The following is a 25,205-nucleotide window of genomic DNA, read 5'->3' as shown; positions in this document are numbered from 1 at the left end:
GCCGTGCAACGTAACTTGTTGGATCTGCAACCAAATAGACGATCATAGGAATGTTTGAAATAGCTCCGTCCATCCTTTCCTCGGATTTTACGCGGCTGGCGGACGAGATCGAGGCCGTTCGCGATGGCGGGGCGACAATACTCCACGTCGACGTAATGGACGGCCATTTCGTGCCGAATATTACGATAGGCCTGCCCGTGGTCCAGTCGATCCGAAAGGTTACGGATATGATCATCGACACTCACTTGATGATCTCGGAACCCGGCCGATATGCGGTGGAGTTTGTGAAGGTAGGGGCGAACATGGTGTCGGTCCACGTCGAGGCGGATCCGCACCTGCAGAGGACACTCACGGCTATCCGGGACGCCGGTGGGCAAGCAGGTATCGCCATCAATCCGGCGACGCCGAATGAGATGTTGACCGAGGCCCTGCCTTACGCGGATTTTGTGTTGCTGATGTCTGTCAATCCAGGATTTGGCGGGCAGAAGTTCATCCCGACGATGCTTGACAAGCTCAGGCGTCTCCGGGGAATGATCGACGAACGCAGCCTGAATGCAAGGATCGAGATCGACGGCGGCATTGACGACTCGAATATAAGAGGCATTGTGGCCGCCGGGGCCGAGATAATCGTTGCCGGATCGGCGGTTTTTGGTGGCGAAGATGCGCGACATGCGGTTGGCGATCTGATCGAGAAAGGAACAGTTTGGGTTTGAACCTAAGTATTGGTATGTCATTTTCTTTGTTTCGAATAGCGTTGGTGTCTTTTGTTGTGATCTTTGGCCTCGCAGGCGTCGTAGCGGCGCAAGCAAGCGACTCGCAGCGATTGGACGTCATGCACGACAAACTGAGCACTATGCGTCGATCGTTGTCTGGCGCGGCATCTGCCCTTGAAGCGGACAACAAGGGCGATAAGTCGAAGAAGGATGACGCAAAAAAGGCCGATACGCCGCTTGGCCGCTTAACGTCGCTTGAGCGGGAGGCCTCGCGGCTACAGTCCGACGTGAATAGCCTGAAGGGCAAAGTTGACAGGGGCGACAAGTATGAGCGCAGCGATGTCAATGATCTCGAACAAGCAGTGACCGACCTACAGGCGCGTGTCGAAAAGGCCCAGCTTGAGACAGCTTCTGCCCGTGCGACGCCGGTCTCGACGGAGGGCCGTCCACGAGAGAAGAAAAAGAAAAAGAAATTCTTGGGCATATTTGGGCGAGGCGGTGATGACGAATACGACGAACTGCTGGGCACGGTTGCTCCGGGACGTGACCGAGAGCTCTTCGTGGTCGCAACACGAGAGATACGCAAAGGTAACTACGATGTCGGCCGGCTGCTTTTCCAGACCATCATCACAACCTATCCGGACTCGCCTTACCTGCCTATGTCCAAGCTGGCCGTAGGAGATTCCTTTTATCTTGAGGGATCGACGAGTGCCCTGATCCAGGCGGCCGGGGCGTATCAGGACTGGCTGACATTCTTTCCGACACATCCACTTTCAGACAGAGTAGTGCTCAAGATCGCCGAATCGGAGATGCGGCAGATGGGCCTGCCCGATCGCGACGCAACCCGCGCAAAGCGGGCCGAGACGAAGCTTAAGGCATTGTTGCAGCAGTATCCTGACTCGGTGATCAAGAATGACGCGGCACAGCGCCTGCGCGAAGTTCAGGACAATCTCGGGATGCACAATCTGCTTGTTGCAAATTACTACTACACTCTGTCGGTTGATCAGAAAAAGGGCGGCCTAAAGGGTTCACAGTCGCGTTTCCGGGAGATCATCGACAAGTATCCCAATTTCAGCCATATGGACGAGGTCCTGTATAAGCTCGGGGTGACTTACCTGATAGAAGAGGAGACCGACCAGGCCGCGAGATACTTTCAACGAGTCGTTAGCGAGTATCCAAATAGCGATTACGTTGCCCGATCAAAGGAGCAACTTGAACTGATAGGTGCGTCAATTCCGGAACCGGACCCAACTCGAACGAGTGTTATTCCGGTGGAGAACGTGTCGTTCCTTGGGAACCTAAAAAACCAGTTCTTTGGTATCTATCCGATGACGATAGACAAGGACGGCGTGCTCATGACCAAGGATTTTGATCCGGAGAAATTCGAACTCATTGACCAGGTCATCGAGAACCAGGGCGACATTCTCGTTAACCAGATACCACAGGCCTTGACTACAGTAATATCCCAGCGTCAGTCGCCGACGCAGCCCAAACCGACACCGTCGGAGCCAGAGCAGCGCTGACACATTGCGGCCCATTCGGCTGTTCAGATGGCGGGCCCCAATCGTCGTCGGTACGGAGCGGCGAAGCAGAGGGTTGCGAGGCGGCCAGCTTGCCGGTATGACCGCGAATGGCGTGATCGAGGTCGAAAAGGCGGCTTCTGAGGCCGCCTTTTTCGATCGTTACTGCTGTTAATTGGTCAGTTCTCTGGTGATGGCGAGGGTTGTGGCTCAGCGTCACGCTTCTTTAGCTTTGGTGGGCCGTCGTTTGACGATGAGCTTGAGCTGCTGCTGTCCGATGCATCGGGTGAATCGGGTTGACGTTTCTTTAGTGTCGGCCGGCTGTCGTCGGTCTCATCATAATCGGACGTTATCCCCGCCTTGGCGTTCGTGATCTTCATTAGGTAGTTCTTAACGCGATTAAACTCCGATGTGCTGATGAGATACTCCTCTTTTTCGGGGAACCGAGCGACGAGCGCCACACTTTCGTCGCGGCGATCGACGGATTGCGGATGAGAGGAGAACATCCTGGCCAGTTTGCCGGGTTTCTTTCGATTCAGCGAGGCGAGTTTTTCAAACATTGTGGACATTCCGTTTGGATCATAGCCCGCGGAATAGAGGTACTGGACGCCCAAGCGATCAGCCTCACCTTCTGACTGTCGGCTGAACTTGAAGAAGGCGAGCGCCTGCGTGAGGCCGCCAGCATTCTGGAGGACAGTGCTCGCGATCCCCCCGCCGAAGAGTATTCCAGCGAGCATGCCGTACTGGATCAGGGCCCCTTTGCCCTGATTTTCCATCGCATGGCGGGCTGCGACGTGTGCGATCTCATGGGCCATGACGCCTGCGAGTTCGGCCTCATTGTCCGCTGCCAGGAGGAGACCCTTGTTGACAAAAAAGAAACCACCGGGCAGTGCGAACGCGTTCACCTCGTCGCTGTCGATCACCTTGATCGTGAACGGGATCTTAGCGTCAGAGTGAAGGACGACATTCTGACCTACGCGATTAACATACTCCGTGATCATCGGGTCGGTGACGATCTTGGCCTGCTGCTCGACCTCCATTGCGAGTTGACGCCCGATCTGCATCTCCTTCTCCTTTGAGCCGCCCAGCCAGCCGAAGAACTTATCGCCAGAGCCGCCGTTTATGTTGCGTTTGCCGATCTGGGCCGGATCCTCCTTTACGCTGAGCGGAGCCGGGCCGGTTGGCGTCGGTTCCGGTTTCGGAACGCTTTTTTCCATATTCTTCGCCGCCTTCTTCGCCGCCTTCTTGTCATCCTGAGCCTTAACCGGGACGACCGCGATCGAGCAAAGCCAAAGACTGATGATGGCTGCCGAGGTAATTAGATTCTTGAACATTAGCTTGCCTCCGTAAACACGTGCTTGCCGCCGTGAGGATTGTATCCCGTGTCCGGACTGTGTTTCAACGCAGGATTTGATGCGCTAGCGGGCCAAATAGTTGCGAGAATGTCGGAAGGCGTCGGGCACGCATCATTTGGTATTCACACGAGTGCCAAAACTTGTTAAAATATAGCCGGTGTGCGTTAGCACCACGCCTCGTCCTGACAACAGTCAACTACTCAATGAAACGCGTTTCAGAAAAGGTCAAAGATATAGTCGAGGTCCGTTCTTTTGCCCAGATAAGCGACTTTGGGGCCGAACCGCGCAGAACAGTCGAGGCCTATCGATTCACGGAGATCACGGCGGGCCTGATGGCCAAATGGCTCGACGGGATTGCCGGCGTTAGGCCCGGAGATGGGCAGACCCTCGCGATCGCGGGCCTGCGCGGCGTCGGTAAGAGTCATTTTCTCGCAGTCATCGCTGCGGTCGTCGGTGACCCCGCACTGCGCAATGAGATCTCGGACCCGCACGTGAAGACGGCCGCAGAGCACCTGGCCCGAAGACCGAGTAAGGTCTTTGTGGTTCGGCGGGGTTCAGCACCGACGCTCGTTGCCGAGTTGAAGCAGGCGACGGCGGATGTCCTCGAGCGGCCGCTATCGGAACTCAGCGACTCGGTCAACGACCTGCTGCTTACCATCTTTGAGCGTGGTGGCGAGGCTCCGCTTCTGTTGTTTGACACTGCCCTCGACCGAGAGGCAAGGGTGAGCCGGGACGATGGCCCCGTGCTGAGCGAGATCGCAATGGGGGCGAGAGCAATGGGCCTGTTTGTCGGCGTCGCTCTCGATGATGACATTTCAGGTGCAGACGGTGCGAATGCCTCGATCGTTGCGAACTTTACGATCGACTATCTCGATCTGGAGCATTTATACAAGATCGTTGACAATCATATTTTCGCGAAACGCACGCAGAAGCTGCCGGTCCTTCACGAGATCTATGAGGACTATCGTAGCCGTGTGCCCGGCTTCAGATGGAGCGAGCAACGCTTTACGGCGTTGTATCCGCTGCATCCTGAGGCGCTCGAGATCGCTCCGTTGATCCGATTGTTCGTCCATGATTTCGCCTTGCTCGGGTTCGCTTCAGAAAGCGGTGCAAAGGTCCTCGGCCGCCCAGCGAATTCGCTGATCGGCCTGGACGAGCTATTTGACAGCGTAGAGTCAAAGCTGAGGAGATCATCGGAACTAGAATCGGTTTTTGCTGCCTACGACAGGATCGAGAGAGAGGCTATTGCGACCCTACCGGTCAAGCAGCGTCACGTTGCCAAACTCGCCCTAAAGGGCCTGTTCATCTTGTCGCTTAATGGACAAGGAGCAACGGCTGCGGATATCTCGGCGTCAATGATGATCCTGCCCGACGATGAATCGTCGAAAGGGGATGTTGAGGCAATTCTTCAGCGATTCGCTGAGGCGTTGCCGGAGGCCGTAAGTTGTGTCGCAGGGGCGGCGACCGCGCTCAAGTTCAGTTTTAGGCTTGATGAAAAGGACCTGCTGCACTCCAGATTATCGGAGTTGGAGAGTACAGTCGATGAGCGCGCGATCTGGCAGGTACTGCTTAGGCAGACTGCGGAGAAATTTTCGGACCTCGAGATCTCAGACCAGTTTGGGACGAGTCCGACGCCCTGCAATGTTGAATGGCGAGGAGCAGTTCGGCGCGGCGAGATATTTTGGGGCATGGCGAACGAGACCCAGCCGCATCGGGGCTCGGACTTTCGACTATTGATCGTGCAAGAAGGTGGCGAGGAGCCGTCCGACGGTGACCCGGGCTCGGACAGCTACGTTTGGCTAACAGCTTTACCTACGCCGGAAGAGACTGCAGTCCTACGCCGACATCATTTGCTCCAGACAGATGCCAGCTTGCGGGAATCGAACCCTGCGACGTGGTCAACGGCCGCACACTTGCATTCGATCATGGTCGAAAAGGTCTGGCAGCGACTGTTCCTCGATGACGCTCAGGTGCTGACACCGATGGGTGCGACGACCCTGTCGGAGGAAACAAGAACGGCCTATACCATCTCGCATCTTCTGACCATGGTACTGGCTCCTTCGTTAGAAGCCGCGTTTCCGGCCCATCCGATGTTCACCTCGCCGCTCACTCCGACGGCATCGTCCCTTTTGATCGGCAGCTTCTTTAGTGGGATCGATACGACCGGCGAGTCAGTCCAGCGTGCGGCCGCGGCCTTTGCGGTACCGCTCGGCCTTGCCGTCCAGGCAGAGACGATGGTTGTCGCTGCGTCAGCGGGGGTTCTAATGGGCCTCGAGATGTTGCAGCCGCTGCTTGAGGTCGCGGCTGCGAAAGGGCGGGATGTGATTCCGGTTGATGCCGCGGGCAGCAGCCTTCGCAGCGGCCCCTACGGGCTTTCGCGAGACACGCAGCAGCTTGTCCTTGCGGCATTGGTGGCGCAGGGTCAATTCGAATTTGTGACCACGACAGGCGATCGCATCAATCATCGCTCGCTAGATCTGCAGATCGTATGGGATGACATAGCCGGGATCGCGTTGCCGGACGAGTGTCGCTACTCGCCAGAGCGGCTTTTAGCCTGGGCACGACTGATCACTGGCAATACTGCATTGAAATCCGTCGATCGAGCGGTTGACAGGGAACTGATCAATGATTCACTCACGGCATGGCTCGAGGGCTGGCGAGCGTCCAGCATCCTGCAGGATCTCGGTGCGTTGGACGATCAGAGTCTGAATACACGGCTCTGGCGTCTTGGCACGAATCTCCGACGCTCGCTGAGCCCGATGGCGGAGGTTATCGCCGACCCTGCTCGTGACGAACGCCACGTGGAAGACTGCCTGAAGCGAATAGCAGACCTCTTTTCTGATTCGGAGAGTAATTTCGAGGCCCGAAAGGCTGAGATGCGGGATCTTGCAGCTCTGATCGCCCAGAGGCGCGAGGCACGGGCCAGGCTGGCGTATCTTGCCCTCGCCGATATGACCGACGATCCGGTAGTTGAAGAGGCTCGCTCTCTTGTCCTAAAGCAAGAGCCGGGTATTGATGAAGATGAGCGGTGGCGAGCCTTTAGATCAGCTTACGCAGACCATTACATACTTAAACATAGTAACGCGAACTCTGCCGCGCGATCGGATGCCGCTCGGTCTGTGTTGGCCTCGGACGCATTTGGAATGTTTGAGTCAGTCGCCTGCCTGCCGTGGTTCGATGCCCGCCGCGCTAATGAGATCAAGGAAACGCTACGGCAACTGCGTCGCCCACCCTGCGAGGAGGATGTGGCGGCCGTGCTGGAAGTGAGTCCTGTGTGTCATTGCGGATTTAGGGCCGAAACTGAAGATGCCGCTTCACAGGAGACTGTGGAAACCGCTTTGTTTTCGTCGCTGTCGGATTTTGTAGGCCGTCTTATGGATGCCAGAGCCGACGTCGCGGAGGCGGTTTCTGATGCCGGATATCTCGTTGACCGCATCAGCGTCGAGACCTCATCGCTCGGCTCCGCGGAACTCTCGCACTCGGACATCCTGCTACTCCGACGAGCCGCAGACTTGCTCGGTGGTACGTCTGCGTCGGAAACTGACGAATTGATCGAAGAAAACATTCTAACCATCAATTAGCGGTTTCAAGGGCGGACCACTTTGCACTATATTGTATCGATATGGTGACAGTATCGATCGTAGGCATCGGCCGCGTCGGCGGAGCTCTGGATCTCTCGCTTCGCACCGCCAAGTATGACGTCCGGCACCTCATCGGGAAGGCCGGGGCCGGACGGGTTAGCACCATCGACCTTATCGAGCGGATCGATTCCGATGTTATCCTTGTCACTACTCAGGACAGCGAGATCGCAAATGCAGCCAAATCAATCGCTCCGCTCGTTGTGGGTGCCCCCGTCGTCTTGCACACCAGCGGCGCGTATCCTTCGTCGATCCTTGGCCCATTGGCGGAGCGAGGCTGTCCCGTCGGATCGATGCATCCGCTCGTCTCGATAAGCAGCCCCGAACTCGGTCCCGAACGATTCCGCGGCGCCTATTTTTGCGTCGAGGGTGACAAAAGAGCCGTTGAGATGGCCCGAAAGATCGTCAACGACCTCGGCGGCCGGCCGTTTACCATCGACACGCAGTTTAAGACGCTGTATCACGCCGCTGCCGTTACTGCATGCGGCCATTTTGTTGCGCTTTTTGACGCCGCGGTCGAGATGATGACCAAATGCGGGCTCTCGGCCGAAGACTCCAAGAAGATCCTCTATCCATTGCTCCTGAGCACGGTTCAGAATGTTGGCGAGCAATCGACCGCCGCTGCATTGACCGGGACCTTTGCACGCGCCGATATAGAGACGTTTACGCATCACCTAAGTGCACTCAACGCAGTCGGTGACGATGAATTGCTCGAGATATATCTCTTGCTTGGGGAACGGTCGCTCGAACTGGCTACAAAACAGGGTGTCAGCCCTGCTCGCATCGATTCGCTCCGCACGAAAGTGGCCGTAGCTAAATCGAAATTGAAGTGGTAATATCGGGCTGGGAGCGACAATTGGGCACAAGAAAGGAAAAGTTTGCGGCCGAAAAGGCCATTTTTTATCAGCATATTCAGTCGGAGGGGCTGAGGCGTACGAACCAGCGTGATCTGATACTGGAGACCTTTCTGAGTACCGAAGGCCATCTCACCAGCGAGGACCTTTACGGGCTCGTTCACAAGCAGGACGATTCTATTGGGCTGACCACTATTTACCGCACGCTGAAGGTGCTGACGGAGGCGGGCCTGGCGAGCGAGGTTCGGTTTGGCGATGGGAAGACATACTACGAACACCTCTACGACCATGAGCATCACGACCACATGATCTGCACGGCATGCGGGCGCGTTATCGAGTTCTTTTCGCCCGATATCGAATCGTTGCAGGACGAGATGGCGGACAAGTTTGGCTTTCGGCCTACACATCACAGCTTGCGTATGTGGGGTTTGTGCTCGGACTGCCATGAGCGTGCCGACGAGATGCCGGCCGCGCCGCCGGGGGCACAGCCGCGCGTCCGAGTGCGAACCGCGATCCATTGAGGAACATTTCCCGAGTTGCCTGCGTAGTCCAAGTGAGGCCTGAAAGAGGCCGCGGGAGCAGTTACTATGAGCGAGAGCAAGACCAAGAGTCGCCTGCAGGACGAGTTTAATGCGTTGCCGCTTGAAGATAAGTTTGCGAATCTCTTTCGCATGGAAGCTACAACGATCGGCGAGGCTTTGAAATTCGTGGCCGATTCTTCGATGAAGGCCGTTGAGAAAGCCGGCGAGGCGATCCAGGACCTGAGCGCGAAGATCGAAGCGGAAGTAAAGAAAGCGTCTGCTGACTGTAAGAAGAACGGCAGCGGAGCAAAGACGGAGGCACGAAAGCCGGCCGGCACTGCCAAGCGTTCGCCGCCACGCGGGAAAAAGAAACCGAGCTAGCACCTGCGGCCTCTGCTAGATCTCAGCCTCTACCGGGCGCTATCGTTCAAAGCAGAGAACGCAGAAAAGCCAAGAGAAAAGCGCTGAGAAGAATGTGAAAAAGACGAGTCTCGAAAAACGAGGATCGACGGTATTAAGAGATAGAGCTCAGTACGTGTTGGCATTTGGCGTCATTGCCCTGATGCTGTATGTGGTAGGATTTCCGGTTTTCATCCTCGCATTCTTTGGTGCCCTTGCCTATTTTGTATGGAAGGCGATCACAGGCGGCCTCCGGCTTGAATCGCGGCCGATATTTGAGTTCTACCTGCTGGCAAACGAGATCCTACGCGACGACGGGCGCCGCTGGTTCGGGTTTGAGATAAAGGAGACGATCGAACGCGGCGAATCGATCGTGCGTTCGATGCCGACCGTGCCGCCGCTCGTGCAGTTCGCTCTCGGCGCACTTTATCAGCGGATCGACGATCACACCCTCGCCATCAAGCACCTGGCCGAGGCCCTTGAGGGAGGCACGTCTGACGAGACAGCGATAGTCTTTCCAACACCCGAGCTTCGCGATTACGTCCGGCTGCTTCGCAAGATAGAACGATCTCCTGCAGAATCGCCGCAAACATCGTCCGCCATTCGATCTCTCGAACGCCTCCGCAAAAACCGCGGAGCCCGGATGCTCGATCTCAGCCGCTCGGTCGCCGCTGGTGCAAAGGGGCCACAGATCGACGCATCAACGGATCACGCCGTCAAAAAGGCCGTTTCTGCCGTTGAGGAGACCACCGATGACGAGACTCAACTCAGAACCGGGAGCGGCAGCGACCGGATTCCGTCGAGAGTCGTCTCGTTCAAGTCCGAGGAAGAGCGCTCAACGACCGCGCGCCGCCGTTCGTCAACCGCCGCTGAACGCAAGACCATCTCCGAGGTCCTTCGCGATATCTACGACGAACAAGCGAGATAACGCATCAATTTGCATACGCCGCCGCCGTTGGGATGTCGCCGTTCTGGCCCCATTGATGAGCAACGAGCGAGCCATTTGAGCTATTGAGGCGGTACCAGATGCCTGAGGATGGCCGGAAAACCGTAAGGTCAGCGCGGCCGTCGCCGTCGTAGTCTGCCGGGGCGGGAATGTCGTCGGGCAGGCCGAATTGCAAGCCGTAATAGCCAAGCATCGATCGCCAGATATGCCAGACGCCGTCGCTCGGCCGCCATATCGCGATGTCGGCCAGTCCGTCGCCATCGTAGTCCGCGGGAACGACCTTGTCGCCGTTCATCCCGAACTGCACCGCCGCGAAGGAGCCGTTAGAACTGTTAAGCCGGTACCAAATACCGTTTGACGGCCGGAACACAGCGATATCGGCGCGGCGGTCACCGTCAAAGTCGCCCAGCGTCGGCCAGTCACCGTCCGTGCCGAATGAAATGCCTGCGTAAGCACCATTAGAACTATTGATACGGGACCAAACGCCGGTTGACGGAGTGAACACACCCACGTCCGCCCGCCCATCGCCGTCATAGTCCGCCGGGACAGGTACGTCCGCGACCGAGCCCAATCGGTGAAACTGATCGAAAGTGGTCTGGCTGCTGATCCACAACCATGATCCGTCCGACTGGCGATACTCGCCCAAGTCGGTACGCCGGTCGCCGTCATAGTCGGCAGGCACGATTCGGTTGCCAATCATCCAAAGCGGGCCCGTTTGAGAAAAGCCACCCGTTGACCGAAGAATGTACCATCGCCCACTAGGCCGACGGACGGAGATATCCGCCTTGTGGTCCCCATCATAGTCGAACGCAGTAGCCGGACTCGGCGAGGGACTGGGTGTCGGAGTCGGCGTTGCGCACGGCGCTCCATAGCGCACGAGCGCAAAATCGTAAGTGGTTTCTCCAAAGCCATATCCGGCCGCGACTATCTTTCCATCCGACTGGAACGCGACGGCGTTAGCGCCTGAAAAATTAGGTTCGAGGTCAGTGGTGATCAATCCGGTACCATTGAGCGTCGTGTCGAGCGTGCCGTTCGGGTCGTAGCGGGCCAGCGATATCTCTGACGCTGAATCACCCACGGCAACGATCCGGCCGTCGGGCTGAATGGCGATCTCGTGTAGTAGGTCTTGGCCGTTGCCCGCCGCGATCGCCGTTGTCACTTTGCCGCCGTTACCGAACGAAGTGTCGAGGGTGCCATCCTGATGATACCTGACGAGTGCGAAGTCAATGTTGGTGGTTCCGACGAACGACACACCGCCTGCCACGATCCGACCATCGGCCTGCAGAGCGACCGACTCGGCCGCATCGGCAACAGGACCGATGGGGGTAATTACTGTGCCTCCGTTCCCAAACGAAGCGTCCAGGGTTCCGTCGGCATTGTATCTGGCCGCCGCAAAAGCAACGTCCTCCGACCCGACGGAGCGGAGCACGGATCCGACCGCAACGATGCGACCGTCAAGCTGCAGTGCCATTCCTAGCCCATAACTGTCACGGTTCTCAATGCGCGTCGTGACGAGTCCGCCGTTCCCGAATGACGTGTCGAGCGTGCCGTCGCCGTTGTATCTGGCGAGGGCGAAGGCTCTTTCCGCACCATTCGTGGTGCCGCCGGCCACGATCCGTCCGTCCGGCTGGATGGCGACCGAGTATGCTATGCTGCCCGTGCTGCCGGGGAAAGCGGTAAGCACCTTTCCGCCGGTGCCGAAGGAGTTATCGAGTGTGCCGTCAGAATTATATCGGGCAAGAGCAAAGCGATTGCCGTCGGAGTCGGCGCCGTAACCCGCGGCGACGATCTTGCCGTCAGGCTGAAGTGCCAGCGCATTCGCACGGTCGGCGGTTCGGAGGTCCGTCGTCACAACCCCGCCCGCCCCGAACGAACCGTCAAGACCGCCATCCTGCAAGTGGCGCGTAAGTGCAAAGTCCAGGCGAGCTCCGGAAAATGAGCAGTTACCGTCCGGTTCGGCGCAAGTGAAACCGGCCGAGACGATACGTCCGTCGGGCTGTATGACCATGGCGTTCGCAACATCGACACCGCCCTGGATCCCGGTCGTTACCACGCCGTCCCCGCCAAAGGCCGTATCGAGCACGCCGGGCTGACAGACCGGCGACGGGGATGGTGTAGGTGTTGATATCGGTGACGGCGTCGGCGTCGGCGTACACATCATCGGAGGTCCGTTGCAGAGAAATGTGAACCTGAGCGTCCACCCGTTTGGCAGGCTGCTGACGTTCCCGGTCTCGTCATCTACGACATAAAGTTTCCATGCCCCCGAAGGAAACGAATATACGTTCCCAAAATTCGCGTCGTAACTCGCCAGACCGCTGACGTCGGGGAAGTTGTCAAAGCCGTTAGGTTCAGTCGTCGTCAGGCCTGGGTACTGTCCCGGCAAATATGTGCCCGAGGGCGGTGCTGCGGCATCGGGAAAAACAGCGCCGTTGATCGTAAAGGTATAGTTGACGCCGCCGACCGCTTTGTCGCCACCTGCATCTGAGATAGCTATTGTCCGGTTGCCTTGCGGGTTGACCAGTAAGATATCAAGGTCGTCCGGCCGCTGGGACTCGAGATCAAAGCTCACGCCGACGTGGGCCAACACGCACGATTCCGGTGCATCGCTTCCGAGTTGGATGATCGACGGATACAGGGAGGGCAATCCGGGCGCGCTCCCCGGATCGTTGCTCGAGCGATCTGCAGGAACGATCGGCAAGCTGTTCGAATACGTCGTTGTCGAAACAGTCGGCGTAGGGAAAACCGTGCAGCCCGGCCCCTCACCGTCGGGCCCAAATACAGGGCCTGTAGCTTCGGATGACGACGCTAGCCAATATGCGGACATCGCTGCGAGCAGAAGAGATGCGGCAACACCTGTTCGCATTGGGAATGCTTGTGTCAACCGTTGTGCGATGGTGACCTCCTACTGTCGGAAAATCAGAAACGTCCATCATTTCTGAAAGACCAAATATGCCACTTACTCTATTCCTGGTTGGTGAGAGTGTCAATACCGAAGTAAAAGGACTGATTGCGATCAAGTCCACCTGAACGATCGGAACGATAGTAGGCGATGAACGAGATCACGAGTATTGAACCTTCGTTGATCCGTCGCGACAAAACCGGTTCGTATCGATACAATGCGTCCGAACATGCGGGTTTTGTAAATACATCTCGCGAGATCCTAATAGGCGTTATTTGATCCCAAAAAAGCTCCGGATCGAGGTCATGACGCCTTTGCGCTTTGCGGCCTCGGCCTGCTCCTCGGCTTCCTCTTCGAGTTTCTGCAAGGCCGAGCGGCGTTCTTCGACGAGTTCAGAGATAGTTTGGACAAGCACGGGATTTCCTTCGAGGATCGGTTTGAGGCCGGCCTTGTCTATTCGGAGGACCTCGGATTCTTCGAAGGCGACAACATTGGCGGTTCGCGGCTCGCCGGTGAGCAGGCTCATTTCACCAAAGAAATCGTTCTCTTTGAGCGTTTTGATCGTCTTTTGATACGTCTTTTCCGGAACCTGGACCTTTACGGTCCCGCGAGCGACGACGAACATGGAATTGCCTTCCTGGCCCATACGAACTATCGCTTCGCCCGGAGCGTAAATGCGTGATGTGGACGAACTTGCGAGCTTTTCGATCTCTTCATCAGACAGCGGGCCAAAGAGTTCGACACGGGCTAATCGCTCCGCAAAGGTATTGACAACGTCGTCGGCCGGTATCTCTTCCCGTTTCGGCTCGATGTGCAGCGTCCGTGTTGGGAAGGCAAAGTTCAAATTCTCGCGCTGAAACACATACCAGATTCGCTGTCGGATCAGCGCGTCCGTATCGTGCTGCTGACGGTAGTCCTCGAGCCAGTATTTTACTTCCCAGTCGATCCCGTCGGCAGCAAGATTTCGAATCCGCACATTGGGCCTGATCTTTGGACTGACGTTCTCCACCTGACGCACAGCGTCGCGAACAAGCTGTATGATCCGTGTCGGCGAGTGCGTGTAAAGCGAACTAAAAAAGACCGCCTTTGCGTTCAGATTATCCTTCGGGGCGACCTCGATGAGTTCCTTTCCGAGTACGGAATTGCTCAGGACAAGCAGCTTATTCTGAAATGTACGAATCTTGACGCCTCGCCACGAGATCGATTCCACGACGCCCTCGCCGCGGTTGTGGATAATGACAACGTCGCCCACCACAAATGGTTGATCTGCCTGTAAAGCTAACCCTGAGAATAAGTTACCGAGTGTGTCCTGCAATGCAAGGCCCACGACAATACCAATGATCGTCGATCCGGTGAACAGAGGCGCGAGTTGGACGTTGGGGAACTGGGATTGGAAGATAATAAAAAATGAGACGATATAGATCACGACCGAGATCACCGTTTTCAACAGTGACGATATCTCTCGGTCAGAGCTTTTCCGTGAAGCGGTCTTGATGACCAGGTAGCCCACGAACCGGACCACCATAACGACCAGGGCCATCGCGATGATTATCTTTAGGATGTGAATGACGGTTATTGCCAGGCTGAGGCCCGTCTCCGTCATCATGCCCGGCGTGCGGCCTTCGACCGCCGTGAGCGTGCCGTCGGGATTGATCGTGACGCCGAGCAGGTCTGTCAGGATGATCCTGATCCAGTCTTCAAGAAATGGAAAGAGGACAAGAATGAGCGTCAGAACACCGGCCCAGATCAGGAAGTAGACACTTCGTTTTTGCAGTTCGGACGCCATTCGTTGTGAGCTAAAACATATCAGCAATCGTCTTTGCAATCAATAAAAGCGACAGCGCCGATACAATCGCCGTGACCAAATAGACCACAACCCTGAACATAGGGCCGTTGGCCCTCTCGCCCATTATCTCTCGATTGTTAGATAGCTTTACGATCGCGATCAGCAGCACGGGGAGCAAGAGGCCGTTGACACACTGCGTCAAGATCAAGAGGCGGATCTGAGGAATGCCCGGGATCATCGCGACTATTGCGCCGATCACGATCAATAATGTAAACGTCCCGAGAAAAATGGGAGCCTCGCGGAATGAGCGAGAGAGGCCCTTTTCAAATCCGAGTGCTTCGCTGAGACTGTAGGCAGTAGCGAGCGGGAGCACGCCCATAGCCAGCATCGCCGCGCCAAAGAGGCCAACGGCGAACAGATATTTTGCGTACGTCCCCGCCATCGGTTCCAGGGCAGCTGCGGCCGTAGCCGCGGAGTCGACCGATGTGATCCCTTCGAAATGCAGCGTTGCAGCGGCGCAGATCACAATGAAAGCTGCGATCAGACAGGCGAATATGGTCCCGACGATCACGTCGGCACGTGCCATTGGCAGGTCCTCATCGTCCATCTGCTTTTCGACAACTGCCGATTGGACGTAAACCTGCATGAAGGGCGTAATAGTAGTTCCGATCAACGCCACGATCATGAAGAGGACATTCGTCTCACTGCTCATGCTCGGCTGTGTCAATCCACGGCCTACCGAGTTCCAGTCCGGGCCAACCATAAAAGCCGAGATCACATAGCAGAAGAAGACAAGCGACATTGCGAGAAATACGCGTTCAACTCGCTTCTGCGAACCGCGAACGACAAGCCACCAAATAAGCGCTGCCGTCAGCGGTATCACGATCTGTCTCGGTATGCCAAAGAGTTCGGATGCCTGCGCAATTCCGACAAATTCAGAGATGATGACACCGGTGTTCGCGATCAGGAGCGCGAGCATGATGAGGGCGGTCCACCGAACTCCGAACTGCTCGCGGATCAGGTCAGCCAATCCTTGCCCCGTGACGACGCCCATTCGAACGCACATTTCCTGGACAACGACGAGCGAGACGATCATCGGCACGAATACCCACAGGAGGTCGTAACCGAATTCGGCTCCAACGCTCGAATAGGTTGCGATTCCGCTAGCTTCGTTTCCGGCATTAGCGGCGATGATACCGGGGCCGATCACCGCCAGATAGGCAAAAAGGCGATATTCAGATAGACTTCGACGGAGACGCGACGGTAATCGTCGTGCCCGCTGCAAAAACGGTCTTGGAGACAGGCGTTGGAGCATTTCTACTACTGCCGTCGTCGTTCATAGTTACCCAAAAGCAGACGCACCGGGTGGTGCGAAAGATGACTATAAACCTTTTTCCGAAAAAAAGGAAAGCGGGCCGGCTCCTGCTCCAATTTGGACGGTGGAAGGGCGTTTGCTAGAGTGTGCGCTATGAGAACTAAACAAAATGGCCGCCTGCGAGTACTCATCCTGGTGATCGCACTCCTTGGTCCGGCCTTACCAAGACAGGCTGCTGCGTCGGCGGAGCCCACACGCGGGAGACATGCGATGGTGGCTTCCCAGCATGAGCTGGCGTCAAAGGTCGGAGTGTCGATCCTAAAGCGTGGAGGCAATGCCGTCGATGCGGCGATCGCTGTTGGGCTTGCTCTCGCCGTAGTCTATCCGGAGGCGGGCAACATCGGCGGTGGCGGCTTTATGCTCATTCGCAATAAGAGCGGCGAGATAATTGCCATCGATTACCGAGAGATGGCACCGGCGGCGGCGAGCCGAGACCTCTATATTAGTAGCGACGGAGATCTGGTAACCGGCGACGCTTCATCGACCGTCGGTTATCGGGCTGCGGGAGTTCCGGGCACACTGGCGGGCTTTGAACTGGCATTCCGCAAATATGGGTCGCGCAAGGTCACGTGGGCTGACCTGGTCCGTCCGGCGAGGTTGTTGGCAAAGGAGGGCTATGTCCTCTCACACCGCCTCGCCGAGCGGTTTCGAGACTATGCAGACACTCTCGATAAATATGAGGACAGCAGACGAATCTTCCTGAACAGCGGGAGCCTCTTTAAGGAGGGAGACGTTCTTAAACAACCCGAGTTGGCCGCGACGCTGGGAAGGGTTGAGCGGCTCGGCGCAAGAGAATTCTATACGGGGCACACTGCGCGGCTGATCGCTGCGGATATGAAACGCAACAACGGTCTGATCACGCTTGAGGATCTGAGGAGCTACGTTGCCAAGGAACGGATGCCGTTGCGTGGCACATATCGGGGTTTCCAGATCATTTCGATGCCGCCGCCAAGTTCGGGAGGGATAGTGATGCTTGAGGCCCTGAATATTCTGGAGGGTTTCGACATCGGACGTATGGAACACAATTCGGCCGCGAAATATCATCTGGTTGCCGAAGCGATGCGGCGAGCGTTTGCCGATAGGGCCGAGTTCATGGGGGACCCTGACTTTACGAGCGTTCCGGCCACAGAGCTTATTGATAAGAACTATGCGAGCCGTCGGCGCGAGTCCATCAATCCGAGGCGGGCATCGTCGAGCCGTGATGTGGGACACGGGACACCGATCGGGGCCGAACCGACCGAGACGACGCATTTTACGGTGGTTGACCGCGATGGGATGGTGGTCTCCAACACGTATACCATTAATGACTTGTTCGGCTCGCGCGTAACAGCAAAAGGGACCGGCGTCCTTCTAAACGACGAGATGGACGATTTTGCAGCTCAACCGGGCAAGCCAAACATGTACGGCCTCGTCCAGGGTGAGCGCAACGCTATTCAGCCGCGAAAACGGCCCCTATCGTCGATGACACCGACGATCGTGCTGCGGAAGGATGGTTCGGTGTGGTTTGCTCTGGGCGCACGCGGCGGGCCGAGGATAATCTCGGCAGTTCTGCAATCGGTGATGAATGTAATTGACTTCGGGATGGATATGCAGGACGCCATCGATGCTCCGCGTATCCATCACCAATGGCTGCCGGATCAGATCGCCTATGAGCCATTCGGGATGTCGCCGGACACGCGAGCGGTTCTCGATTCGTATGGCCACCGCTTTGGCTCACCGACATACATCGCTTCGGCGACGGCGATCATGATCGACGAGGACGGTGCTCGCGTAGGAGCGATCGACCGACGAAGTGACGGTGCGGCTGTCGGCTATTGAGTCCGGCGGTCGTCCTTTTCAAGTAGCTTTGTAGTGCCTTCGGTGACGCTCGGCTGCAGGTCATTAGTATCACGCCAATGTCCGGCCTGCGGCGGCCCATACTGCGACACAGGGATCGATTGCACCGGCGGCAGGGCCGAACGATCAGGAGACGCTGGAAAACTCTCCGGGACCCCTGTAAACGTCGTTGGGAATAGCAGTGGGGCCTTGGGCGTTTTCTTGAGGAATCCGAGCGAGGCAATAAGGAAGATCATTGTTGTAAAGACGCCAAATATCGCCGGTACGGCGGCTGCGTCTTCACCGCCTGCGAGACCGATAAAGGCGGGCAGCATCATTACCCAGATCACGAACCAGATCAGACTAAAAATCACGCCGTTCTTCCTCGTAAGAAAGGGTTGTTTACCTTTATGTAGCTCAGCCAGTTGCGGTAAAAATCCACCGTTTGCGACAACCTCTGAAACCAGGCTAAGCGGCATTCCGCATCGGGAGCAGAATTTTGTCTCCTGAGAGACCTGTTGTTGTCCACAGCTTGGGCAGTGCATGCTTATTCTCCGGATTCTAACGTCTCAATTGTAACGAATTTTGGCACGAAAAAGTTGCGTTTGCAATGAGCTCATAGCCGCGGAGGCTTGTGCGAACTGATGATGCGATAGATCTCGAAGGCACGGCCCTGAAAATGGGCCGAGCGTGTGAGGGTGTCGAGGAGGACGTCGATGATCGGACGGAGGACTGCCGGCGCGGGAGTATGACGCATAAGATCGGCGTCTGATGAGAAGTACCTAAACCCTCTAACGCGAGTAGCTTCGACCTCATCGAGATAAGTAAGCAGCGAGGCTATGCTGGTGAGCTTCTCAGGCAGGATCCACTCGTATGGGTCATCCCAGAGCCGCGTGGTTAAGCCGCCAAACGTTCGTTCGACCTCGGCTGCGGACCGGGCAATGAATTCGCCGCACGACAACGGCTCGATCGAATCGGCACCTCCCGCAGGACGTGTATATAGATTATCGTCATCGAGCAGGGCAAGAAGTTGTCGAGACCTTGTATCGAGCCTTACGAACTGGCCGGCGAGGGCCGTCAGAAGCGTATCCATCGAATAATGACGACCGGCCCAGCGGTCAAGGGGACACAGGTTTACAAACTACGGGAGCAGTCTGACAGCAGTGCCGTAGGCGAGGACCTCGGTCGATCCTTGAGAAAACTCCGTAGCATCATAGCGCATGCCGATGACAGCGTCCGCGCCGATCTCATGCGCATGTTGAACCATTCGGTTGAATGCTTCCATTCGGGCGGCTTCGCATACAACGGTCCATTCCTCGATATTCCCGCCGGCGATCGATTTAAGGCCACCTATGATGCCGCGGCCAATGCCTGTGGCTCTTACAACTATTCCCCGAACGACGCCCAGATACTCGGCGACGGGACGGGCCTCAACCTCAAAACCAGTTGTGACGATCATGAGTGATGGTGGCAGCGCCTAGGGGAATCGAACCCCTCTTTCAAGAATGAGAATCTTGCGTCCTAACCGATAGACGAAGGCGCCGCAATGTCGAAGTGAGAGTATAGACCAATCATGGCGGTCGTGCAATCGCCACAGAGTTAAGGCTCGGCCCGTCCTCGCGTCAAACCCATCACCTTGACCTACCGCAAGGTGGCTTTTAGACTGTTAGTTTAGGCTGTTCCATTGGCATTTCGCTATGACACACGATCTATTTAACTCGATGCAGACCTTCGAACTCGGAGGTCTAGGGACCGGTTCGTTCTATTCGCTGCCGCAACTCGAGAAAGCGGGACTTGGCGCGGTCTCTCGGCTGCCGGTTTCGATTCGCGTGGTGCTCGAGAGCGTACTGCGCAATTTTGACGGCGGCCGACGAGTGAGCGAGGCGAATGTGCGAGCGCTCGCCGCGTGGCAGGCGAACGCGGAGCGCACCGAGGAGGTCCCGTTTGTTGTCGCGCGTGTGATTTTGCAGGATTTCACGGGCGTGCCGCTGCTTGTCGATCTCGCCGCGATGCGTTCGGCGGTGAAACGAATGGGCAAAGACCCGTCGGTGATCGAGCCGCTCGTGCCGGTCGATCTCGTCATCGATCACAGTGTGCAGGTCGATTACGCTGGCAGCGAAGCGGCCTATCAGCGGAACATGGAGATGGAGTTCAAGCGGAACGAGCAGCGTTATCGTTTCTTGAAGTGGGGAACTCAGGCCTTTAGCGGTTTCTCTGTCGTTCCGCCCGGGATCGGCATCGTGCATCAGGTGAATCTCGAATATCTTGCGAAAGGAGTGATGAACCGCGATGGCGTTTACTTTCCGGATTCACTCGTCGGCACCGATTCGCACACGACGATGATCAACGGCGTCGGGATAGTCGGTTGGGGCGTCGGAGGCATCGAGGCCGAGGCCGGCATGCTCGGCCAGCCTGTTTACTTTTTGACGCCGGATGTTGTCGGCGTCCATCTGCAAGGCGATCTGCCGCAAGGCGCGACCGCCACCGACCTTGTTCTGCGGATTACCGAGATGCTCCGCGAAGCAAAGGTCGTCGGCAAGTTTGTCGAGTTTTACGGCGCCGGCGCGGCTGCGCTCAACGCGACCGACCGCGCGACGATCGCGAACATGGCGCCCGAATACGGCGCGACAATGGGCTTTTTTGGAACAGACGAAAAAACGCTCGACTATTTTGCAAACACCGGTCGCAGCGACGAACAGATCGCGACGATTCGCAACTACTATCAGGCTCAGGGGATGTTCGGCATTCCGCGCACGGGCGAGGTCGATTACTCGACCGTCATCGAACTCGATCTTGGCACAGTTGGTGCTGCCGTTGCCGGCCCCAAGCGTCCGCAAGATCGGATCGAACTTGAAAACCTCGACGACAAATTCGCCGAGCTGTTTACAAAACCGCTCGCCGACGGTGGTTACGGCAAATCGATGGACGATCTTCGCAAACGTCACTCGGTTCAGTTGTGCGGCGACGAGGGCGAAGTTACCGGAGGCGGCAACCAGAATGGCAAGACGCTTGCCAAAGCTGCAACCATCGGTGAACTCGAGATGGTTAATAATCGCCCGACGCCCGACCGCGTTGAGACTTCCGCCGAATGCGAGCCGACGGCCGCGACGCTCGGTCACGGCGACGTCGTGATCGCGGCAATAACCTCGTGCACAAACACGTCGAATCCCTCGGTGATGATCGCCGCCGGGATCGTTGCAAAAAAAGCCGCTGAGCGCGGAATGCGCGTGCCCGATTACGTCAAAACGTCGCTTGCTCCCGGCTCGCGCGTCGTCACGGAATATCTCGAAAAGACGGGCTTGCAGCAGCATCTCAACGCCGTCGGTTTTAACCTTGTCGGCTACGGCTGCACGACGTGCATCGGCAATTCGGGGCCGCTCGACGCGGGAATCGAAAAGTCGATCGTCGATAACGATCTTGTAGCGGCGTCCGTGCTCTCGGGCAATCGCAACTTCGAGGCTCGTGTTCACCAAAACGTGAAAGCAAACTTCCTAATGTCGCCGCCGCTCGTAGTCGCCTTCGCGCTCGCCGGAACGGTGCTCGACGACATTAAGACGCAGCCGATCGGCAAAGATCGCGACGGCAATGATGTGTTTTTGAAAGACATTTGGGCTTCCCTCGATGAGGTTGAAGAGATGCTTGCGGCTGCATTCGACCCGTCGGTTTATAAAAAACTCTATTCCGAGTTTGCCGAGCAGAATCCGATGTGGAACGACATCGAGTCGAGCGTCGGACAAATTTACGAGTGGGACGCCGACTCGACCTACATTCAGGAGCCGCCGTATTTTGAAGCGTTTTCGATGACGACCGGCGCGTTTTCTGACGTGAAAGGCGCGCGGGCGCTGGCGATATTTGGCGATTCGGTGACGACCGACCACATCTCGCCTGCCGGAGCGATCAAAGCGACGTCGCCCGCCGGAAAATATCTGCAAGAGCTTGGCGTGGCGCCCGCGGACTTCAATTCCTACGGCTCGCGTCGCGGCAACGACCGCGTGATGCTGCGTGGAACTTTCGCAAATGTCCGCATAAAAAACCTAATGGTCGCGCCGACCGAGGGCGGCATGACAAAGCACCAGCCCGACGCCGCAGAGACGACAATTTACGACGCCGCGATGCAATACAAGGCGGAAAGTACGCCGCTTGTTATTTTCGCGGGAAAAGAATACGGCACGGGCAGCTCGCGCGATTGGGCGGCCAAGGGCACGGCTTTGATGGGCGTGAAAGCCGTCGTCAGCGAATCGTTTGAGCGTATTCACCGCTCAAACCTTGTCGGTATGGGCGTTTTGCCGTTGCAGTTCAAAGAAGGGCAATCCGCACAAGCATTAGAACTTGATGGCTCGGAGACTTTTGATCTCACAGGTCTCGAATCCGGCGAAGTAAAGCCGCGACAGGACGTGACTCTAACGATAATGCGTGAAAGCGGCGACAAGGTCGAAGTTCCGCTAACATTGCGCATCGATACGCCGATCGAGATCGAGTACTACAAAAGCGGCGGTATCCTGCCCTACGTTCTATGCCAACTACTCGGCGACTAGCCCGGCGGAAAGGTACGAAAGTATTGCCCGCGAGACTTAAGGCAGAAATAATGCCGGCCTCCGGAATAATTGTTGAATTATCTGAAGCTAAGTGTTAAATTTGCAGAATCTCTAAGGAGCACAGTCAGCCCGTTTTACGCCGCCCCTTCCCGGCATGACCGGAGTAAAGAAATGAAAAGAATAGCGTCGAGTATTTTGTTGTTTGCCCTGCTGGCGTCGGCCGGAATTCCGATAGTTGCCCAACGTGGGGTTCGGAAGGCGGCTCAGCCTGCAGCAGCCGAAGGAACCATCGAATTTGACCATGTGGACGCTGTGTCCGATGGAAAGGGCGTCCTGATCCGGTGGAATACATCGGTCGAAACCAGGAATTTTGGTTTTAATGTTTATCGGATCACTCCGAATGGCCGAGAGATTGTAAATCAGACGCTTATCACTGGTTCTGCCTTCAAGCCGAGTTTGCCCGGGCATAGTGGCGCGGAGTATGAACTGTATGACGCCGACGGCAGTCTCGACACCGTCTATTTGATCGAAAATACGTTTGTCGGTGGGCGGCTGTCGAGTGGACAGCCGTTCGGAGTGCGTTACGTAAAGGACCTTGAGGTAGAGACCGGCCGTTCGAGCTACGACATTGAACGGGTGAACGGGTCAAAGACGGGCATTGTCTTGCGCAGCGGCCTAGGACTGACCAAGGAACTGAGCGAGATCATTGAACGTGCCCAGCCTGAGGCGGACATTAATACGCATCGGTGGGTTGTTTCGCAGCCGGGAGCTAAGATATCGGTCAAATCCGATGGATTCTACCGCGTAACGAGATCACAGCTTGAGGCTGCGGGTTTCAACGTCAATTCGGCGTCGGCCAATTGGCGACTCTTCATGGAAGGTGTTGAGCAGGCGATCATCGTCGGAGCGGGTGACCAATACATCGAGTTTTATGGCACCGGGCTCGATACCCGTGAGAGTGATACGCGAGTGTACTATCTGTTGGCGGACTCGAGTCCCGGAAGGCGTGTTGACACCAAGGTCATCCGAAATGTCGGGGGTGCGGTGCAGGCACGAAGCTATCGGAGTTCGGCTCAGAAGCGGGAGCGGACGAGCTATAACGGGCTGATCAAGAACGGCGACCTTGAGAATTATTGGGGTCGGGCCGTAACGTCGAGCCCAATGCCGACACCCATAGGCATCTTTCTCAACAGTATCGATACTACAGCGCCGTCAGCGTCGATCCGTGTGAAGCTTCAGGGCATCGTCGGCTCGACACACAACGTAAGGGTGGCGATCAACGGCAGCGAAGCCGGATTTGTGCTCGGCACCGGTAACAATCCATATCAAGCGACGCTGACGATACCCACTAGTTTCCTGGTCGAGGGAGATAACCTCCTCGATCTCACCGAGGCCGACTCGTCGAGCGCCAGTTATTTCGACCAGGCCGAGATCACATATAATCGAGAGTTTAAGGCCGCGGGTGACCGGCTATCTTACTTCACGCCGGGTTATAGGAAGGTTGATGTCGGGGGGTTCTCCACGGCAAATGTTCGTGTATTCGATACGACGTATCCCGGCGTTCCGCAGGAGGTGATAGGCCTCAACGTTGTTCAGGATGGTGGTACGTTTACGGCGAAACTGCCGTCACACCGGTCGATGGTAATGTATGCGGCTGAGAATGGGGCCTTCCTCGCTCCCTTCTCGGTAACGTTCAATAGTCCATCCAGTTGGTCGACTCCCAATCACACTGTTCAATATTTGATCATCTCGCATTCGGCCCCTGACTTCCTTAATGCGGCTCAGCAATGGAAGACATACCGTCAGTCGGCTGCGGGCGGCAACTATTCGGTGGGTATTGTCGACGTTGCAGATGTTTTTGACGAATTTAGTTATGGGTCATTGTCCGCTGATGCCCTGAAGGCTTTCCTCGAATACGCGTACAAGAATTGGGACGGATCTCCTCAGTATGTGCTGTTGCTGGGTGACGGTTCATATGATCCACGGAATTACGAGGGATTTGGCAACTGGGACCTTGTGCCGACCAAATTCGTCAACCTGATCTTCGAGGAGAGCGGAAGTGACGAGGCACTGGCGGATTTCAATAATGACGGGCTTGCTGAGATCCCCTTAGGCCGAGTTCCTGCACGAAGCGGGTTTTCTATCTCGACCGTGCTCGATAAGAGTATGGGCTTTGAGACGATTGAGAATCAGAGTCTAGATCGTGGTGGTTTGTATGCTTATGACCTTCCGCAAGGATTCGATTTCGAGGGCATGAGCTTGGGGCTTAGGAACGAGATGCCGCCGACAATGCCGTCACTGCTTGTTCCGCGCGGGCTGCCGCCGCCAAATCAGATGACGCCTGACCCGCAAGCCCACACAAACCTTATGAATGGGCTAAACACGGGCATGTTCATCGTCAACTACTCGGGCCACGGCACGTCGGGGGTCTGGGGCAACCTGACGTTCTTTAATTCGAATGACCCGCCGCTTCTTACAAACACTCACCGGCAGTCGATCTTTACGATGCTGACCTGCTACAACGGCGTTTTCTTCCGGCCCAGTCCTGTTGCCGAATCGGTATCGGAGCGGCTCCTGTTTGCCCAGAACGGCGGCGGTGCCGTCACTTGGGCTTCCAGCACCGAAACCACGCCGGATTTCCAGTTTACGATGGGGGCCCAATTCTACAACGATGTCAGCGAGAGTAACATCAAGCGCATGGGTGACCTGGTCAAAGCTGCGAAGAGTACGATCGCGGGAAGCGACGTTGGATATTCGTGGGTCCTCTTGGGTGATCCTGCTCTCAAGGTTAGATAGTCCACATTCCTCGGTTAAAGAAGAAGAGGCGTTCCAACGGTTGGAACGCCTTT

The 25,205-nt window shown here is 56.6% G+C and carries 17 protein-coding genes and 1 tRNA gene; 10 read left to right on the top strand and 8 right to left on the bottom strand.

Annotated features, from left to right (window positions below; translation table 11 throughout):
• Window positions 1-50: 50 nt before the first annotated feature.
• Window positions 51-713, top strand: a complete 663-nt coding sequence (gene rpe / locus IPM59_11395; protein ID MBK9216180.1) for a ribulose-phosphate 3-epimerase — start codon at window positions 51-53, stop codon at window positions 711-713.
• Between the two features lie 14 nt (window positions 714-727).
• Window positions 728-2,236: an outer membrane protein assembly factor BamD gene (bamD, locus tag IPM59_11390; protein ID MBK9216179.1), complete on the top strand. Its 1,509-nt coding sequence runs from the start codon at window positions 728-730 to the stop codon at window positions 2,234-2,236.
• Between the two features lie 176 nt (window positions 2,237-2,412).
• On the opposite strand, the gene IPM59_11385 is transcribed toward bamD, so the two are convergent.
• Window positions 2,413-3,567 (bottom strand): M48 family metalloprotease, encoded by a 1,155-nt coding sequence (locus IPM59_11385; GenBank protein MBK9216178.1) that lies wholly within the window; start codon window positions 3,565-3,567, stop codon window positions 2,413-2,415.
• A 224-nt stretch (window positions 3,568-3,791) separates the two neighbouring features.
• Here IPM59_11385 and IPM59_11380 point away from each other — a divergent pair, with 224 nt between their 5' ends.
• The 5 genes from IPM59_11380 to IPM59_11360 all read left to right on the top strand — a co-directional run bounded on the left by IPM59_11380 (window position 3,792) and on the right by IPM59_11360 (window position 9,928).
• A complete protein-coding gene (locus tag IPM59_11380) occupies window positions 3,792-7,169 on the top strand; it encodes a hypothetical protein (GenBank protein ID MBK9216177.1) in 3,378 nt (1,125 codons plus the stop codon).
• A gap of 41 nt (window positions 7,170-7,210) precedes the next feature.
• A complete protein-coding gene (locus tag IPM59_11375) occupies window positions 7,211-8,062 on the top strand; it encodes a DUF2520 domain-containing protein (GenBank protein ID MBK9216176.1) in 852 nt (283 codons plus the stop codon).
• Window positions 8,063-8,121: 59 nt separating this feature from the next.
• Window positions 8,122-8,601 (top strand): transcriptional repressor, encoded by a 480-nt coding sequence (locus IPM59_11370; protein MBK9216175.1) that lies wholly within the window; start codon window positions 8,122-8,124, stop codon window positions 8,599-8,601.
• Window positions 8,602-8,667: 66 nt separating this feature from the next.
• Window positions 8,668-8,982: a hypothetical protein gene (locus tag IPM59_11365; protein ID MBK9216174.1), complete on the top strand. Its 315-nt coding sequence runs from the start codon at window positions 8,668-8,670 to the stop codon at window positions 8,980-8,982.
• A 94-nt stretch (window positions 8,983-9,076) separates the two neighbouring features.
• The gene (locus IPM59_11360) at window positions 9,077-9,928 is read left to right on the top strand and encodes a hypothetical protein (GenBank protein ID MBK9216173.1); all 852 of its coding nucleotides are present in this window, start codon (window positions 9,077-9,079) and stop codon (window positions 9,926-9,928) included.
• Window positions 9,929-9,932: 4 nt separating this feature from the next.
• Here IPM59_11360 and IPM59_11355 read toward each other — a convergent pair whose 3' ends face one another.
• The 3 genes from IPM59_11355 to IPM59_11345 all read right to left on the bottom strand — a co-directional run bounded on the left by IPM59_11355 (window position 9,933) and on the right by IPM59_11345 (window position 15,946).
• Window positions 9,933-12,809, bottom strand: a complete 2,877-nt coding sequence (locus IPM59_11355) for a VCBS repeat-containing protein (protein ID MBK9216172.1) — start codon at window positions 12,807-12,809, stop codon at window positions 9,933-9,935.
• Window positions 12,810-13,116: 307 nt separating this feature from the next.
• Window positions 13,117-14,631, bottom strand: a complete 1,515-nt coding sequence (locus IPM59_11350) for a mechanosensitive ion channel family protein (protein ID MBK9216171.1) — start codon at window positions 14,629-14,631, stop codon at window positions 13,117-13,119.
• A 10-nt stretch (window positions 14,632-14,641) separates the two neighbouring features.
• Window positions 14,642-15,946: an Nramp family divalent metal transporter gene (locus IPM59_11345; protein ID MBK9216170.1), complete on the bottom strand. Its 1,305-nt coding sequence runs from the start codon at window positions 15,944-15,946 to the stop codon at window positions 14,642-14,644.
• Between the two features lie 153 nt (window positions 15,947-16,099).
• Here IPM59_11345 and ggt point away from each other — a divergent pair, with 153 nt between their 5' ends.
• Entirely contained in the window at window positions 16,100-17,824 is a 1,725-nt protein-coding gene (ggt, locus tag IPM59_11340; GenBank protein MBK9216169.1) for a gamma-glutamyltransferase, read from the top strand.
• On the opposite strand, the gene IPM59_11335 is transcribed toward ggt, so the two are convergent.
• The 4 genes from IPM59_11335 to IPM59_11320 all read right to left on the bottom strand — a co-directional run bounded on the left by IPM59_11335 (window position 17,818) and on the right by IPM59_11320 (window position 19,364).
• Window positions 17,818-18,195, bottom strand: coding sequence for a hypothetical protein (locus IPM59_11335; protein MBK9216168.1), 378 nt, complete (start codon window positions 18,193-18,195; stop codon window positions 17,818-17,820). The genes ggt and IPM59_11335 overlap by 7 nt on opposite strands.
• 242 nt (window positions 18,196-18,437) lie before the next feature.
• Complete coding sequence (locus IPM59_11330; GenBank protein ID MBK9216167.1) at window positions 18,438-18,914, bottom strand: hypothetical protein; 477 nt, start codon at window positions 18,912-18,914, stop codon at window positions 18,438-18,440.
• A 48-nt stretch (window positions 18,915-18,962) separates the two neighbouring features.
• Complete coding sequence (locus IPM59_11325; protein MBK9216166.1) at window positions 18,963-19,280, bottom strand: YbjQ family protein; 318 nt, start codon at window positions 19,278-19,280, stop codon at window positions 18,963-18,965.
• Window positions 19,281-19,289: 9 nt separating this feature from the next.
• A tRNA-Glu gene (locus IPM59_11320) sits at window positions 19,290-19,364 on the bottom strand.
• 154 nt (window positions 19,365-19,518) lie between these two features.
• Between IPM59_11320 and IPM59_11315 the strand changes: the two genes are divergently transcribed.
• Window positions 19,519-22,356, top strand: coding sequence for an aconitate hydratase (locus IPM59_11315; protein ID MBK9216165.1), 2,838 nt, complete (start codon window positions 19,519-19,521; stop codon window positions 22,354-22,356).
• A gap of 171 nt (window positions 22,357-22,527) precedes the next feature.
• On the top strand, window positions 22,528-25,152 hold the full coding sequence (locus tag IPM59_11310) for a hypothetical protein (GenBank protein ID MBK9216164.1): 2,625 nt from the start codon (window positions 22,528-22,530) through the stop codon (window positions 25,150-25,152).
• The last annotated feature ends 53 nt before the right edge of the window (window positions 25,153-25,205 follow it).

The sequence above is a fragment of the Chloracidobacterium sp. genome (assembly GCA_016715795.1).
Taxonomy (GTDB): Bacteria; Acidobacteriota; Blastocatellia; order Pyrinomonadales; family Pyrinomonadaceae; genus OLB17.
Note: the sequence above shows the minus strand (reverse complement) of the source record. Positions and strands in the feature narration are given on the sequence as shown.

What these genes read in the sequence shown, in the direction of transcription:
- rpe (MBK9216180.1), top strand. Translation starts at nt 51, where the DNA reads ATGTTTGAAATAGCTCCGTCCATCCTTTCCTCGGATTTTACGCGGCTG.
- bamD (MBK9216179.1), top strand. Translation starts at nt 728, where the DNA reads ATGTCATTTTCTTTGTTTCGAATAGCGTTGGTGTCTTTTGTTGTGATC.
- IPM59_11385 (MBK9216178.1), bottom strand. Translation starts at nt 3,567, where the DNA reads ATGTTCAAGAATCTAATTACCTCGGCAGCCATCATCAGTCTTTGGCTT.
- IPM59_11380 (MBK9216177.1), top strand. Translation starts at nt 3,792, where the DNA reads ATGAAACGCGTTTCAGAAAAGGTCAAAGATATAGTCGAGGTCCGTTCT.
- IPM59_11375 (MBK9216176.1), top strand. Translation starts at nt 7,211, where the DNA reads ATGGTGACAGTATCGATCGTAGGCATCGGCCGCGTCGGCGGAGCTCTG.
- IPM59_11365 (MBK9216174.1), top strand. Translation starts at nt 8,668, where the DNA reads ATGAGCGAGAGCAAGACCAAGAGTCGCCTGCAGGACGAGTTTAATGCG.
- IPM59_11355 (MBK9216172.1), bottom strand. Translation starts at nt 12,809, where the DNA reads ATGCGAACAGGTGTTGCCGCATCTCTTCTGCTCGCAGCGATGTCCGCA.
- IPM59_11350 (MBK9216171.1), bottom strand. Translation starts at nt 14,631, where the DNA reads ATGGCGTCCGAACTGCAAAAACGAAGTGTCTACTTCCTGATCTGGGCC.
- IPM59_11345 (MBK9216170.1), bottom strand. Translation starts at nt 15,946, where the DNA reads ATGCTCCAACGCCTGTCTCCAAGACCGTTTTTGCAGCGGGCACGACGA.
- ggt (MBK9216169.1), top strand. Translation starts at nt 16,100, where the DNA reads ATGAGAACTAAACAAAATGGCCGCCTGCGAGTACTCATCCTGGTGATC.
- IPM59_11330 (MBK9216167.1), bottom strand. Translation starts at nt 18,914, where the DNA reads ATGGATACGCTTCTGACGGCCCTCGCCGGCCAGTTCGTAAGGCTCGAT.
- IPM59_11325 (MBK9216166.1), bottom strand. Translation starts at nt 19,280, where the DNA reads ATGATCGTCACAACTGGTTTTGAGGTTGAGGCCCGTCCCGTCGCCGAG.
- IPM59_11315 (MBK9216165.1), top strand. Translation starts at nt 19,519, where the DNA reads ATGACACACGATCTATTTAACTCGATGCAGACCTTCGAACTCGGAGGT.
- IPM59_11310 (MBK9216164.1), top strand. Translation starts at nt 22,528, where the DNA reads ATGAAAAGAATAGCGTCGAGTATTTTGTTGTTTGCCCTGCTGGCGTCG.